This is a genomic window from Bacteroides congonensis, assembly GCF_900130125.1.
Classification (GTDB): domain Bacteria; phylum Bacteroidota; class Bacteroidia; order Bacteroidales; family Bacteroidaceae; genus Bacteroides; species Bacteroides congonensis.
Genome location: NZ_FQXY01000006.1, coordinates 248,063 through 264,361, shown reverse-complemented (window position 1 = coordinate 264,361; position 16,299 = coordinate 248,063). Strand labels below are relative to the sequence as shown.

Sequence of the window (16,299 nt, the reverse complement as noted above, 5' to 3'; positions counted from 1 at the left end):
AAAAATGCACAGGTTTAAGAATTTTGAGCATAAAAGCACGATTTTAGAGATTTATCTTTTCTTTATTATTTAATATTGTCCGGCGATATTCTTATCAATTGGTTTTTCTTATTTTTTCTTATTTGATAAAAAACAATATTACTGTTGTTTTTTTGCTGTCAATGTGCTTAATTTGCCCGTTGTTACTTTTATGTATTATGATGGAAAATAATCAAAAACAAATGGAAAAAGACTTCCAGTCTTTTTTTACCACTAACTTTCCTAAGGTGAAAAATTTTGCCCGGCGGTTGTTAAAGTCGGATGAAGATGCAGAGGATGTCGCACAAGATGTTTTTTGCAAACTCTGGCAACAACCGGAAATATGGCAAACCCCCAATGATAAATTGGATGGGTATATTTTTGTAGCAACACGGAACATCATTCTTAATATGTTTAAGCATCAGCGTATCGAGCAGGACTATCAGGCAGATTTTGCGGAGAATGTGATACTTTGCGAAATAATAGAAGATGACCAGGCTCTGAAGAATATCTATTATAAAGAGTTGCTTATGATACTCCGGCTTGCTTTGGCGAAGATGCCCGAGCGTCGGAGGGTGATTTTTGAAGCCAGCAGATTCCAAGGATTAAGCTATAAAGATATTGCGGAAAAATTTGGTGTTTCTATTCGTACAGTGGAACATCAAGTCTATTTGGCATTAATAGACCTAAAGAAAATACTTCTTTTTTTAATTTTTTTGTTAGCATCCTTAAGTAGTACATTGTTTTTAGTTGTCTTTAAAGTATAAGGCCGAAATAAAAAAGAAATAATGATGAAGAATTATATTCGACAAGTAATAGAACTGTTTAGTCAAAATGATTATCCGATTTCAGTGCAGAAGCAATTCCGGCACTGGTTGGCAGACGAAGACCATGCTGAGGAGAAGATGGAAGCTCTTAATACTCTTTGGAAGGAAGCCGGTCAGGAGAAAGTTCCCCAAGGAATGAAGCAATCCATACGGCGTATGCAACAAAATATAGGTATCCGGCCTGCTTCATCACAAAAGAAATATATATTACGGGTTTGGCAGGTGGCTGCAGCGCTGTTGTTGGCAATATCGTCAGTTTCTATCTATTTACTTTTAGAGAAAGGGGATTTTTCCGGTGATTTGATAGAATGTTATATACCAACTGCGGAAATACGTGAATTGACTTTGCCGGATGGCAGTTCTGTAATGCTAAACTCTAAAAGTACCTTGTTCTACCCGGAAAGTTTTAATGGTGAAACTAGAAGTGTCTACTTGATGGGGGAGGCTTATTTTAAGGTGAAGCCAGATAAAAAACATCCATTTATAGTAAAAGGTGCTGATTTCCAGGTGACAGCCTTAGGTACGGAATTTAATGTAAACTCTTATTCGGAAAATGAGGAAGTACATGCTACTTTGATTTCGGGTAGTGTAAAAGTGGAATATAATAATTTGATTTCAAGTGTTATATTGAAACCCAATGAACAGTTATCTTATAATAAGTTGACGAAGAAAAGTAGTTTGCAACAATCACAAGTTGATGATGTACTGGCTTGGCAACGGGGAGAAACTGTATTTAGTGATGCGCATTTGGAAGATATATTTACGAGACTTGAACGTAAATATCCTTATACTTTTGTATATAGTTTCCATAGTTTGAATAATAACACATACAGTTTCCGTTTTCCCAAACAGGCGACTTTGGATGAAATTATGAAAATTGTATCGCAGGTAACAGGAGATATCCACTATGTGATTAAAGATAATAAATGCTATATAACTGATAAAAAATAATCCCTATTGTCTAATTGTTAACTTAACACACCATGTAAAAAAATACCCGGAGGGAATGCCAGTTCCTTCCGGATATGAAATCAAAAACTTTCCTGATATTAGCGTTTAATTGACGCAAACTCCTAACGATTAAATAGAAATAATAACCAATTTACTAATACGAGAAAGATGCTACAAAAATATAAAGAAATAGCAGGACGAGTATTCCAAAAGCAAGTTTTTCTTCCTTTTTTAGTATTATTAATGATACCTACGCTTGTTTTGGGACAAAAGGATAGTAAAATCACTATCCAACAGAAAAATATTACTGTGATTGAAGCATTGAAGACTGTGGAAAAACAGACTCAAATGTCGATAAATTATAGTAATTCTCAATTGAGAGGAAAGACAATTGTTAATCTGAACTTGAAAAACGCACTTGTGACTACCGCACTCGATGAAATCTTGAAAGGAACAGGTTTCATTTATCAAATCCATGATAATTATATCATAATAACTGAACAAAAGCCAGTGACGCAACAGATTGCGAAAACAATCAAAGGTAAAGTTGTCGATGAAAGTGGCGAACCGTTAATCGGTGTGAACATCTCTGTTGACGGAAGCTCTACGGGTACCATTACGGATATAGACGGAAACTTTACAATCAAAGCATTCAGCAATTCCAAACTGAAAATATCTTATATAGGATATGCTACTCAAATAGTTGCAGCCTCTAATAAAGATTTTTATCAGATTGTATTGAAACAGGATGCTGAGGTGTTGGATGAAGTTGTTGTTACCGCATTAGGTATCAAGCGTTCGGAAAAGGCTTTGTCATACAACGTACAGCAAGTGAAAGGCGATGAATTGACTACAATCAAAGATGCCAATTTTATTTCTTCTTTGAATGGTAAGGTAGCGGGTGTTACTATCAATTCATCTAATACAACCGGTGGTGCTTCACGTGTCGTTATGCGTGGTGTCAAATCCATCACTTCTTCCAACCTTGCACTTTATGTGATTGACGGTGTGCCGATGTACAATATGTCGAACGGTGGTGGCGGAAGTATTTATTCCGATCAGCCGGGTACAGATGGTGCTGCCGATATCAACCCCGAAGATATTGAATCAATCTCCATGTTGACAGGTCCTTCCGCTGCTGCATTGTACGGTAATGCTGCCGCTGCCGGAGTTGTATTAATTACTACAAAGAAAGGCTCGGTAGACAAGACATCTGTAACCGTTTCCAATAATACCACTTTCTCCAAAGTAGCCATGATGCCTGAAATGCAGAGCAAATATGGAAACGTTGCGGGAAATTTGGATAGTTGGGGACCGATTGTAAACAGTGATTACGACCCGCGTGATTTCTTCCGTACAGGAAGTAATATAATCAATTCGATGTCTTTATCTACCGGTAATAAAAAAAATCAGGCTTATCTGTCTGCTTCTACCACCAATACGACAAATATTCTGCCTAACAGCGGATATAACCGTTATAATTTTACCATACGCAACACAACCAGTTTTTTGAATGACAAAATGACCTTGGATGCCGGTGCGAGTTATATTCTTCAGAATGATAAAAACATGATGTCCCAGGGATATTACTATAATCCTTTGCCCGGACTTTATCGCTTCCCTCGTTCCGAAAACTTTGAAGATGTGCGTATGTATGAGCGATATAATGAAGGTTTGGATATCATGGAACAATACTGGCCTTATGGGGGAACTTCAAGTGGTCTGGCAAATCCATACTGGATACAAAATCGCCAGATACGTGAGAATAAAAAGACCCGTTACATGGTCAACGCTTCTCTCAAGTATCAGATATTGGACTGGCTGGATGTAACAGGTCGTGTGAAGGTTGACAATTATGAAAACCGCAGGACATATAAGGCATATGCTTCTACCGGTAGCCTGGTTGCTGGTGACAGAGGTACTTATGCTGATTCTTGGGCACAATCAAAGAGTACATATGCGGATGCTATTGCTACAGTGAATAAGAATATCAATGATTGGTCGGTTAATGTGAACCTGGGCGTATCTTTAAACGACAATCGCTATGAATCTATGGGTTATGAAGGCGGTTTGAAGATTCTTAATTTCTTTGCCGTACATAATATCAACTTCGATGAAGCGTGGAAACCTAAACAGGACGGTTGGCATGACCAGACAAAAGCTATTTTTGCAAATGCTGAACTTGGGTGGAAATCAATGCTTTATCTGACTGTCACCGGTCGTAATGACTGGGATTCCAGATTGGCATTTTCTGACTATAAGTCATTCTTCTATCCCTCGGTAGGTCTTTCGGCTATTATTTCCAGCATGTTTGATGCGCCGGACTGGTTGTCATTCCTGAAGGTTCGCGGTTCATACACAGAGGTAGGTAACTCTTACGACCGTTTCATGACATCCATTACTTACCCATATGACGAAGCATCGCATAATTGGACCAGTACATCTATTTATCCGAACACTAAATTAAAACCGGAACGCACGAAATCATGGGAAATAGGTGTAGATGCCAAATTCCTGAATGATATTAGCTTCAACTTGACTTATTATCGTTCCAATACTTACAATCAGACATTCTATGCCAGTTTGTCCGAATCTTCCGGATATTCCAAAATTCCTATCCAAAGTGGAAATATAATGAACGAAGGTATCGAAATGGCTTTGGGTTACGATAAGAAATGGGGTGATTTCTCTTTCTCCACTAATTATACATTGACTTGGAACCGTAATAAAATCAAGCAACTTGCCGATGGTGTCTATAACTATGCTACGGGGGAACCGATAGAAATGCCGGAACTTGAAATGATGACTTATGGAAAGACGGATGCTCACTTGGTTCTGCGTGTAGGCGGTTCGATGGGAGATGTATACGGACAGAAAGTGCTGAAACGTGACTTGAACGGATACATCCTCAATGAAGATGGAGTAGGTCTTTCCTTGGAAAATAAAGAAACTCATTTGGGTTCTATTCTGCCTAAGATGAATATGGGATGGAATTTAGGATTCGGATATAAAGGTGTCAACCTGGGTATGACATTTACCGGTCGTTTTGGCGGCATTGTAATAAGTGAAACACAGTCAATTCTTGACGCTGCCGGCGTATCAAAGGTTAGTGCTGATGTACGCGATGCAGGTGGTGTGGTTATTAATCAGGCAAAGGTAGATGCACGCTCTTATTTTCAGACTATCCAGGGGGCTTCCATTTATCATACCTATAGTGCTACTAACGTGCGTTTAGGAGAATTGAGCCTGAGCTATACATTGCCAAAGAAATGGTTTGCCAATAGCATGGGAATGACTGTCGGCCTTGTAGGAAAGAACCTGTGGATGATTTATTGTAAAGCTCCTTTCGATCCGGAAATAACGACTTCTGCATCTTCCAATTTTTATCAGGGATTCGATTCATATATGCTCCCGAGTACGAGAAACTTTGGATTTAATGTCAAATTTCAGTTTTAAATAATAATAGGTATGAATAAAATAATAAGAAATATTGGTGCAGGTGTAGCTATGTGTCTGATGATGGTAGGATGTACTACTAATTTTGAGGAATACAATACCAATCCGTACCAACCGGGGAAAGTTCCCGCCAACAGCTTGCTGTCGACTATGTTTAAGGTCTATGCATCTCCTCAACAAAACGACTGTCAGGCTATAAACTGTATGTGGGCTTGTTTTAGCGGGCAGATTACTGCGCCTTACGATTGGGGTAAAGGCAGAAATCTTTTTGCTTATTATAATGCGATGGAAGACCATAACCGTGCTTCATGGGGAACTATTTATGGTCAGATTTATCCGAATTTCTTTCGGATTGAAGAAGCCACGGAGAAGAAAGGCGTTATTTATGCCATGGCACAGTTGACGCGTATTTATGCCATGCAACTGATGGCTTCCTTGCAAGGTCCTATCCCATATTCTAAAGTGACATCAGGCGATATAAAATCTCTTTATGATGATGAACCGACTGCCTGGCGTGCAATGTTTGATGACTTGGATAATGTGATTACTATATTGAAATCAGCCGCAGAATTAGGTATTAATCAGGATTTGGCAACAGTCGACCAGTTCTATGGCGGTGATTGCGCAAAGTGGGTGAAGTTTGCTAATACATTGAAACTGCGGATGGCTATCCGTGTATCGGGAGTAGCGGATTATGCTCAAAGTAAGGCGGAAGAAGCAGTGCTTGGCGGTGTATTGGAGTCTACGTCTGAAAGTGCGTATGACACGACTCACAGCGGCATCGGTGTAAATGGATATTCCATTGTCAGCGGATGGGGCGAGTTGAGAGCTAATGCTTGTATTGTTTCTTATATGAACGGATACAAAGATCCACGTCGAAGTGCTTATTTTACCCAACCGACAGGTGGCTTGTCAGGAGAATATGTCGGAGTCCGTTCCGGTTCCACAGAAATTCCGGTTCCTTCTAGTTATAGTATTTATAGCAATCTTATGATAACGACCGGCAGGTCTTTACCGCAACCGGTGATGTATGCTGCCGAAGCTGCTTTCTTACGTGCTGAGGGTGAGCTGAAAGGTTGGGATATGAAGGGTGACGCGGAGACTTTCTATAAACAGGGAGTCCGGTTATCATTTGCCGAATTTAATGTGTCGGGAGCAGATGAGTATTTGGCGGACAATACTTCTGTTCCGGGCAATTATACAGATAGCTCGCATCCTGCGGATAATTACACTAACCAGTCTTCAATTACTATTCAATGGGATGAAGGAGCCAGTGATGCAGAGAAACTGGAAAGAGTTCTTACTCAGAAGTGGATTGCCTGCTATCCCGACCCGATGAACGGATGGGCAGATTACCGCCGTACAGGGTATCCGAGAATTTTTCCGGCAACCAGTTCTGCAAATGCGGATTGTACTGTTGAACGTGGGCAACGCCGTATTCGTTTTGCCGATACTGAATACAATACGAATAAGGAAAATGTGGAAGCTGCTGTACGCATGCTTAATGGTGGAAAAGATTCCAATGGTACCGATCTCTGGTGGGCTTTGAAGAGTAATGGTAGTTATTAACAGCTAAAATTAAAAAGATTACGATATGAAGAAAATACTATATGTCATATTTGCGGCAGTGGGTGCATTGATGTTTATTCAGTGCAGCGATTGGACTGAAATGGAACCTAAGTTCACTGAACCGGTGAATATCAATGGTGACGACTATTACAAGGCACTGAGAGAATATAAAAAGTCGAAACATCCTATTTGTTTCGGCTGGTATAGTGATTGGACTGGTGTCGGTACGAATATGAACAATCAGTTGAGGGGTATTCCCGATTCAATGGACATTGTTTCTTTGTGGGGTAGCGCTTTCAATTTGACGGAAGCGCAAAAAAGCGATTTGCAGGAAGTCAGGGAAAAGAAAGGCACCCGTATACTGTACTGCCAGCATATCACTAATATCGGTAGAAGCATGACACCGGCGTCTGTGGAAGAAGAGTATATAGTGGATGGTGTACAATACGAATCATATGACGAGGCTATGGCTGCATACTGGGGATGGTATGGAAATCAGGGCGATACTTCTGCAGAAGGTATCGAAAAGGCTATCCGTAAATATGCACAAGTGATTGTTGATTCTATCAATAAGTATGATTATGACGGTTTTGATATTGACTATGAACCGAATTTTAGTTATGGAGGTAATATCAGTAGTTATTCGGACCGTATGCATATTTTATTGGATGAACTGTCGAAGTCATTCGGCCCAAAGTCAGGTACAGGACGTATCCTTATGGTTGACGGCGAGCCGCAAACTTTGAATGTAGAGTCAGGCAAGTTGTTGGATTATTATGTTGTTCAAGCTTATTATAATACAGGTGACGGCAATAAAGATATTTATAACTCACTTGATGAACGTTTTCAAAGGTTGTTGAACAAGTTCGGTTCAATAGAGGACGAAGCCACTATTCTCAGTAAAACCGTATGGTGCGAAGACTTTGAGAAACACAAAGGAGATGGTGGGCCGGTATTTACCACACGTGATGGAATTGTGACATACTCATTGAAAGGAATGGCGATGTATTATCGTCCGGGAGTGGATGCCCGTATCGGTGGAGTGGGGGCTTATCGTTTTAATCTGTGTCGACCGGTGAATGATTATTTCTTTATGCGTGAGGTTATTCAGGTAATGAATCCGGCTCAGCATTAATTGTATGAACATAATTAAGAAGAAAAAATGAAGATGATTAAATTTACCAAATATATAGTGATGGGAGCTATTCTAGCGTCGGTTGTAGGATGTGACGATGCTGATTTGAGCCCTATTGATAATGGATTGTATATACAGGAAGCCGCTCCTTCTGATAAGTTTGACCAGCAGATGGAAACGCAATTGGTGGATGAAGATGAAGTGACAAAAACGTTGACAGTCCGTTTGGTGCGTGCCATTGACCAAGATGTGACCGTTACGCTGGATATTGACCAACAGTTGCTTGATGACTATAATCAGAAGAATGAGGCGGATTATCAGGTTCTTCCTCAAGAGTTTCGCAGTTTTGAGAAAACTGTAACAATTCCTGCCGGCAAGGTCTCAGCTCCGGTTATTAACCTTACTATAAAGCCGTACACTACCCCAAACGGTGAGGCTTATGCTATTCCGCTACGAATCATTTCCGTGGAGGGGCCGGTAGCAATGAAGGGAAACGCGAATCGTATGCTTTATCTGCTGACTTCCCCTAATAAGCAAAATTCAATCATACTGAAGAGAGGAAATAAGACGGCAACTACGTTTACCAGTGAGATTCCTGCTGACCAGTGGACCATAGAGTATTGGCTCAAAGTTGATAATACAACAGGAATGGCAACCGGCGACTGGGTTGGGCTAAGTAATAAATGGTTTAGAAACTATATTTATTGTGACGGATCTGCTCCTATTACTTTTAACGGAATATTACCTCGTTACTGGGCTGACGGGGTTGCAACAATAGCTCCGACTCTGCAATTCCATCTGGACAATCCCGGATTTGACATGGATAGCAATGAATTCTGGTGGCCTGATACATGGTATCATATAGCATATACTTACGATGGAGAGAAGATTATCTTGTATAAGGATGGTGCAATGGATGTGGAGAAAGTTGATGCGAGAGATTATACATTCTCACGAATCACGCTTGCTGACGGTTCTTTTGGCTCTTATATGCAGGTAGAATTCGCCCAGATTCGTTTGTGGAAGAAGTGCTTGACTGCCGGTGCAATTCAGGATGCCATGTCACGTCAGATACCAAGTGATTCTGAGGGACTGATTGGTTATTGGAAGTGTGATGAAGGTACAGGTAATGTGTTAAAAGATAGCAGTCCTAATGGGAATCACATTACTCTTAATGGAACTCCTGCATGGAGTGAACAAAAGTTTAATTTTGCCCATCCTAATAAGTAAGGAAGAATAACAAAAGAAGAATAACATTTGTTTGTGATATTTGTGAGGTCATTTCAGCAATGAGATGACCTCACTTTTTATATAAAAAGATATTCAGTCACATTTAATTTTCAAAAAAGAAGGAGAAATGTGCCTGAATACCTCTGTTTTTATTGTATGCCAATCTCGGCTATTCCCATCGGTTCTCCGTCATGTATCATCCGTGTTGCCTTCAATTGAACATAGCGGGCTTTGACTGGGGTAAAATAGACAGATTGCAGGATCGGATTATTCTTTATATTAGAAAATTCGTCTTTCGCTACTACCTGATTGACAGCATTGCTATCCGTTCCGACAGATATTTCATATGCGGCGATTACACCTTTATTATATTCGCTTTGGTCGGGAAGGTAATGGAATGAAGTAATCGTACGTTCTTCTCCCAAGTCAATCAAGGTTGTATTCCCATTGATGAAACAGGTCGTTTGGTCGTTCTTATCCATGCATTTTTGTGCTTCTTCTGCATCCACTCCACTAATAGTGAACGGGAAACTTTTCAGCTCTTCCGCTTTTGCAGTATATGAATCAGAAGTTTCTCCTGCGTAAAATGCTTCAATGTTATTGATGCAAAGACAAGCACGTGAATCCGTGAAACGGACACGAATCTTATCGGTTGTGATTGTTTCGAAACGGAGAAGACGTTTGTAACCAACGGTTGTTGTCTCTTCATTGAGTTTCACGGGAAGCCATTCACCTTCCTGGTTATATTCTACTACGAATGATTTGACACGCTGTCCGAGAGGAATGTATTCCTGCAACATCATACGGTTGATTTTCTCCGGTTGGGGCAAGTCGAATTCGATAGTGGCGGATGTTACTCCATCGTTGGTAGCCCAATAGGTATCGTAATCATTGTCTGTGACAGCTTTTGCAGAGAAAGCAGAACCTCGTTCGTCCGATGCTTTAGGAGAAAGACCAGCCAATAGGTTGTTTGCCAGTTGTTTTTGCACGTTCTTGTGAAAATTAACGGCGTTGGCAGAATCTGTCGGATGAATCAATCCGTCACGGTTAACGGGGAAGTTCAGTAATAAGGTTGCGTTATGTCCTACGCTGCGGTAATACAAGTCGGTCAGGTCGTCCACTGTTTTCACACGGTCGTCTTCTTCGGGGTGATAGAACCATCCCGGACGGATAGAAACGTCACATTCGGCAGCTACCCACTGGTTGCCGTCGGCATGGCCGTATTGCAATTCGCGATAGTTAGGATAACCCGGATAGACCTCTCCGGCACGAAGGAAAGACCAGTTGGTCGCTCCGGCAAATCCTTTCTCATTGCCTACCCAACGACAACCCGGCCCACCATCGGAGAAGATAACCGCTTGTGGTTGCAGTTCGTCAATCATCTTGTAAGCTCTCGGATAATCATAATAAGTTTTGCGGTCGATAGTACGGCTGTCTTTTGCACCGCCATACCAGCCGTCACCGCCATTAGCACCGTCGAACCAGATTTCAAAAACGTCACCGTAGTTGGTCAGTAGCTCATTGAGTTGTTTATAGAAGTAGTCTACGTATTCGGGAGAACCATAATTGGCCTGATGTCTGTCCCACGGAGACAGATAAACAGCGAATTTAATGCCGTACTTTTTGCAGGCATCCGATAACTCACGGACGATGTCACCTTTTCCGTCTTTATACGGCGTATTGCGAATGCAGTACTCAGTCAGTTGGGTAGGCCAAAGGCAGAAACCATCGTGATGCTTGGCTGTCAGGATAACCCCTTTCATTCCGGAATTCACAAAGGTTTGTACCCATTGCTCGCAATCCAGTTTGGCGGGGTTGAATGTTTTGGGATCGGAATCTCCGTATCCCCATTCCCGGTCGTTGAATGTGTTAAGTCCAAAGTGTACAAAAGCGTAAGTTTCCATCTTTTGCCATTCAACCTGTTTAGCTTCGGGGATGGGCAAGATAGCTTCCGGTGCTTTTGCCGGTTGGCAGGCACTTAGTAGAAGAACTCCTGCGCAGAAAATAAGAGAGTGTTTTTTCATGGGGGTGATAATTAATAAATTATTAAATAGATAAATTAATTTGCTAGAGTGTAATTCCGAATACAAAATAAACCTGCTCCTCATACGGATTGGCTATCAGCTTTCCGAATATGGGCAAAGAGAAATTGGATGTTATTTTGATTTCTTTCGTTGCGGATAGTCCGACGTTGACTACATTGAATTTGTCGGAGTAGAAGCTCTCCCAAGGGGTAAATCCTGCCTCGATACTCAAATCTACTTCTTTCACACTGAACGGGTAACTCAGTTCACAATAACTCGACCAGGCGCGTTTCCCGTCTTCCCGATAGTCATTTCCGGCAAATGTAGTGTACCAGCTTACTGATAACGGGAATTTCTCGCTAAACATATATCCGGCCCCTACTTCAAAAGTATGTCCGGTGGAGTGTGAATTGTAATTGAAGTATTTGAAAGGTTCATCCTCTGTCTGGGTGAAATAGTTGTTGGCGTAAATAGTCAGGTTTTTATAGGCATATTCCAATGAAAGGTCTATTTCATTATTCTTTTCACGAAATTCGGTAGAACCCCATGCATAAACGGTAAGTCCTTTCCAGTTGAGGCCGAGTGAAGGTTGCACACTTGCATTACCGCTGTCTATACCACGCCAGGTATAGCTGCTGACAAAGTCCGCATTTACAAAAACTTCTTGTGCCTGTGCAAAGGCGGTGCAAAATAGGATGGCAATAAGTACAATATGTTTTTTCATTTTATCGGTTGTATCTTTTCATTTTTCAGGGGGTAAAGATAATCAATATTATGGATAAATATTGGCAGGTAGGGTAAAAAAAGAAAACGGCTGCGTTGTGCAGCCGTTCCTTAATCAATTGTAAATCTTACTGGTTATTTAGAAAGTGACATCCATTTTCAGTACGAAAGTACGTGGGGCGGCAACTGCCATCGGGCGGTAGCTGTATTCCTTGTTGAACAGGTTGTTTACCATAAACTGGAATGCCACTTCTTTGGTTGCTTTCACTCCGAAGCGGAAGTCAACAGTGGCATAGGGCGTGTTGTGCTTGTCCCAGTAAGTAGCCAGTGTTTCTCCTTTTGAATAACCGAAGAGGATACTGCGTACATAGTCCATCAGGTCATTTTGCATTTTGGGACGCTCGTCCATCATCAGATAGTCTACTGCAAGGATTTTGCTCTTCCATGCTACGTTGGCACCTACGTTGATACGTTTCCACTGGAAATCTACCGTAGCTTTGAAACTATGTTTCGGGCGATATTTCAGATACTTTCCGGTGTTTGATTTCTCTTTCATTTGCAGCGGGTCGGTATAAAGACCTTCTACGGCATTGCGTTCCTGATAATCTGCATCACGGGGTTCGGTGTATACATATCCTAAGTTATAGAACAGTTTCGTATTCTTATTAAAGTTATACACACCGTTTGTGGAGATTTCAACTCCGTAGATTTGCGCTTTCGATACGTTATGGAATTGGGCGCCGATACCAAAACCTTTGCCGTCCGACAACATTTGGATGGCATCGCCGATGCTGTTAATCATCGTATAATTGGCATTGTTGAACAGTCCGAACTGGAATTCAACCATGTCCTTATATTGCGTGTAAAATCCGGCAACGTCTACGAATCCCTGGAAGTTACCAATCTTGTATCCTTGTTTGAACCCTAATTCAGCGTTGAATCCTTTTTCCGGATTGATGTTCAGGTTCGGATAAACACCGACTCCACCAATATCCTTACGCAGATATTTCTCATTGATGGACGGGTTGCGGTAACCTTGTCCGAAGCTTGCGCGGACAAAACTGTAATCAGCCAACTGATAGTTTAATCCGGCACGGAATACGGGACGGAACGGAACTTTGGTTCCGAATATCTTGGTTTCCGCTTCGCGGTGGTGATTGTTTACACGATAATATTCGGCGCGTACACCGGCAGATACGCTCAAGCGATCCCAAAAACGTTGGTCGTACTGGAAGAAAGCGGCGATGTTATCACTTTTGTACACTTCGTCCATAATGGCGGAATCATAGCGGATATGTTCGAAAGTAGCTCCGGTAGTGATTTGTGCGCCACAGTCCCATTTTTTGTTGAACTGGTAGTCGAGATAATAGTCGAAGTTCTTGTCAGTCTGAGTTTTCGGATTGTTGCGTGAAGGATTGATGACATTGGATAACCACGGAACGAGGTCGCTCGGTAATTTCCCGTCCTGCACCAACTTGTCCAAATCACTAGGCAATCCATTATCCATAGCCCATGAGATAAGGTCGCAGTAATCGGCAGTTGTTGCGTTCGGGAAAATATTGCCCAATGAAGTAAATATCCCGTTCATGGCATCATCCAGATTTCCGTTGATAAGTCCTGAACCGATACCGACTAATGCTGGGTAGAGTGAACTGTAATCGCCACCTGCAATATTCTGTATGGTTTGGGCGTCTGTTCCCATATTGCCGAGAATATCGGTAATGGATGCTCCGTCAGTAGGGCGCACGATATTGTCGGCGCTATAATAGAAACGTCCTTTAATCTTATGTGACGTACCGTTTTCGGGATTCACGTAGTTGATGAACGGGTCGATATGAAAGTTGTTTTCTTCACGTCCCATGTTGGTGAAAGGAGACGGTTTGTACACTTCCGTCGGTGAACGCCAGATAAAAAAGTCACCATATTGGTTGGAAAGGAAATCTACATTGAAACCATAATTCAAGATTTTCATTCCCATATCCGGTTGGTGGTAAGTCAGGCTGCCACCCATGCGGAAACGCTTATTGTATCCTTGTTGACGGTATCCTTCGTCAGTGAAAAGATTGATACCGCCACTGACATCGAAATTACCGATACGGCGGGAGTGGGAAAGGTCGAATCCTTCATAAATCGGATTCCGTACACCGCTGAGAAGGCTTCCGCGCAAAATGGGTTTTACCGCATACTTGTCGTCTTTCCAAAAACTCTTGTCACTCCATTGATATTCATCATTTTCCGCATCTCCATATACACCGACATAGGCACTGAATCGTGTTTTCGGGGTCAGTCCCGGACGTGCGGTACGAATATTAATGATACCGTTCAAAGCTGATGAACCATATAGTACGGAAGAAGCTCCTTTAATCACTTCCACTTGTTCTACGTTTTCCAAAGGAACGGTGTTCCAGTTTATTTCTCCTGTTTTAGGGTTCAGTGTACTCATGCCGTCTACCAAAATCTGGCTGCGTGCACCTACTCCGTAAGTCCATCCGCTACCACCACGCATAGAAGGCTGCTTGTCTACAATGTCTACACCGGGAAGTGTACGAAGGGTGGAAGAAATATCGGTTGGTGCCTGACGTGCAATATCTCCCGATTTGACAACGTCCATAGAAACGGTGACATCACTCAATTTCTGTTCGAAACGTCCGGCACTGACCACTACTTCTTCCAGTAGCTTAGTGCTTTCTTTCATGTAAACGTCCTTAGTGACTACTTCACGTTTGCCAATGACGATAGGCATCAGTACATCATCATAACCTACATAACTGAATACGAGGTCGACTCCACCTTCGGGAAGTTTGATTTCATATTCTCCGTTAATGTTGGATACTACTCCCTGGTTACCGTGAAGCTTATAGGTAACGGCAGCTCCCACCAATGGTTCATTGGTCTTGGCGTCATATATATGTCCTTTCAAGGTTTGGGCAAAGCTTGCTCCAAAGCCGGTAAGACAGATAAGTAAAGTTAGTATATATAGTTTCTTCATTGTTTCTTATTCTTTAATATTAATGTTTGTATATCACTCGGATAGTACCAAATCGAGTCCAATATTGAATTTCTGTGCGTTTGACCAAGCATCAGCGAATTGATTGAGCAGACTTTCTAACATCATTTTGGAAAAATCATCTGTCGATTCAGGCAGCATATTTATAATGATTGGTACTAGACTTGGAATCATATCTAAAATAGGTTGCAGGGTTGCTTTGTCTAAATAGAGGTGTGTATGTCCATCTACTTTTTCTATATTCATTGGGATTCCTGTTGTGATCCACTCAAAGAAAGTATTGAAGGTTTTGTCATTTAAATTGGTAATGAAACTGATGATACTATTTTGCAAAGTTCCGTTTATTTTGATCAGTATTCCTTTAAGTTGAATCGGATCCATTTTCAAAATTATATCAGTAAGAGAAGACAATAGATTTTCATCTATCATTTTTCCCTGCCCTTTCATTACAAGCGTGATTATTGCAGGTAAATTGAGTTTAATTCTGACTTGGTTGTCTTTAGGATACCAATAAACTAAATTTGTAGGAGAAGTATAAAAAGTACGGTCTTTTATTACGGCTGTTACATCTTCATTTGTAACTCCCCCACCTAATAATTTACTAAAGATGAATTGTACAATCTCCATCATGGCTCCTTCCGCTTCCATATCCGGTACTTTGCCGTCAATCATAATAGGGCCTGTTGAGTATTCCACTTGAATATTTCCATCAGCTTTTAATGTGACAGAATGAAGAAATTGAGGTAGGAAGTACGCTAATGTACTTCGTAGAAATACATTGTAATCAGAATCAGAGCCTTCTGCCATTTTTGTATCAACAAAACCTGCACCGGTCCCAGGAACCTCTGCACCAATGGTTTCGTTAGATGATTTAGTGATTTCGGAAAGCAGATAATTTTCTGCCCATTGTGTACTACCGGCGGTTTGTATATCCGTGAGGTTGAAAATAAGATGTCCTTTTTCTACTTTTCCATCATAGTGAAATTGGATATTAGTATTTGCTCCGGCTGCATCTCCTGAAAAAGTATATTCATTGGCTGTTCCTGACAAGGGTACATTTGTCAGTGAAACAACTGCTTCTCCGGGGAGAATGTCGTAAAGGGTGATATTGGCATTTTCTCCTTTCACTGTACTGAAATCAATACTTTTACCGAATAATTCTTCACCACTATAATTGAGAACCAAATTGGCGTGGCTGAGATGTTTATTTGAATAATTAGCTGTTACATCTACAGGATCCGGTCCCGGGTAATCTTCGCTGCAAGAGGTCATCAAACCGCTCATTCCGATGAAACCACTTGCCAATAATATAGATAATTTCTTCATATTCATTTTTTCTTTCATATTCATTGTTAGTGC

Annotated in this window: 10 protein-coding genes; 6 read left to right on the top strand and 4 right to left on the bottom strand. The window is 41.3% G+C overall.

What is annotated here, in order from left to right; genetic code table 11:
* Positions 1 to 200 precede the first annotated feature (200 nt).
* From BQ7997_RS01045 to BQ7997_RS01020, 6 genes are all read left to right on the top strand, one after another.
* The gene (locus tag BQ7997_RS01045) at positions 201 to 785 is read left to right on the top strand and encodes an RNA polymerase sigma-70 factor (protein WP_073342793.1); all 585 of its coding nucleotides are present in this window, start codon (positions 201 to 203) and stop codon (positions 783 to 785) included.
* A gap of 24 nt (positions 786 to 809) precedes the next feature.
* Positions 810 to 1,796: a FecR family protein gene (locus BQ7997_RS01040; RefSeq protein ID WP_073342796.1), complete on the top strand. Its 987-nt coding sequence runs from the start codon at positions 810 to 812 to the stop codon at positions 1,794 to 1,796.
* Positions 1,797 to 1,964: 168 nt separating this feature from the next.
* A complete protein-coding gene (locus tag BQ7997_RS01035; RefSeq protein WP_073342654.1) occupies positions 1,965 to 5,252 on the top strand; it encodes a SusC/RagA family TonB-linked outer membrane protein in 3,288 nt (1,095 codons plus the stop codon).
* A gap of 12 nt (positions 5,253 to 5,264) precedes the next feature.
* Positions 5,265 to 6,821, top strand: coding sequence for a SusD/RagB family nutrient-binding outer membrane lipoprotein (locus BQ7997_RS01030; RefSeq protein ID WP_073342651.1), 1,557 nt, complete (start codon positions 5,265 to 5,267; stop codon positions 6,819 to 6,821).
* Between the two features lie 25 nt (positions 6,822 to 6,846).
* On the top strand, positions 6,847 to 7,956 hold the full coding sequence (locus BQ7997_RS01025; RefSeq protein WP_073342648.1) for a glycoside hydrolase family 18: 1,110 nt from the start codon (positions 6,847 to 6,849) through the stop codon (positions 7,954 to 7,956).
* A 27-nt stretch (positions 7,957 to 7,983) separates the two neighbouring features.
* A complete protein-coding gene (locus tag BQ7997_RS01020) occupies positions 7,984 to 9,186 on the top strand; it encodes a BT_3987 domain-containing protein (RefSeq protein WP_073342646.1) in 1,203 nt (400 codons plus the stop codon).
* Between the two features lie 149 nt (positions 9,187 to 9,335).
* Here BQ7997_RS01020 and BQ7997_RS01015 read toward each other — a convergent pair whose 3' ends face one another.
* From BQ7997_RS01015 to BQ7997_RS01000, 4 genes are all read right to left on the bottom strand, one after another.
* Positions 9,336 to 11,210: an alpha-L-fucosidase gene (locus BQ7997_RS01015; protein ID WP_073342643.1), complete on the bottom strand. Its 1,875-nt coding sequence runs from the start codon at positions 11,208 to 11,210 to the stop codon at positions 9,336 to 9,338.
* Positions 11,211 to 11,253: 43 nt separating this feature from the next.
* On the bottom strand, positions 11,254 to 11,934 hold the full coding sequence (locus BQ7997_RS01010) for a hypothetical protein (RefSeq protein WP_073342640.1): 681 nt from the start codon (positions 11,932 to 11,934) through the stop codon (positions 11,254 to 11,256).
* 138 nt (positions 11,935 to 12,072) lie between these two features.
* Positions 12,073 to 14,922 carry a TonB-dependent receptor gene (locus BQ7997_RS01005; protein WP_073342638.1) on the bottom strand — a complete coding sequence of 950 codons (2,850 nt, stop codon included), beginning with the start codon at positions 14,920 to 14,922 and terminating at the stop codon, positions 12,073 to 12,075.
* 33 nt (positions 14,923 to 14,955) lie between these two features.
* Positions 14,956 to 16,290: a DUF4925 domain-containing protein gene (locus BQ7997_RS01000; RefSeq protein ID WP_073342635.1), complete on the bottom strand. Its 1,335-nt coding sequence runs from the start codon at positions 16,288 to 16,290 to the stop codon at positions 14,956 to 14,958.
* Positions 16,291 to 16,299 lie beyond the last annotated feature (9 nt).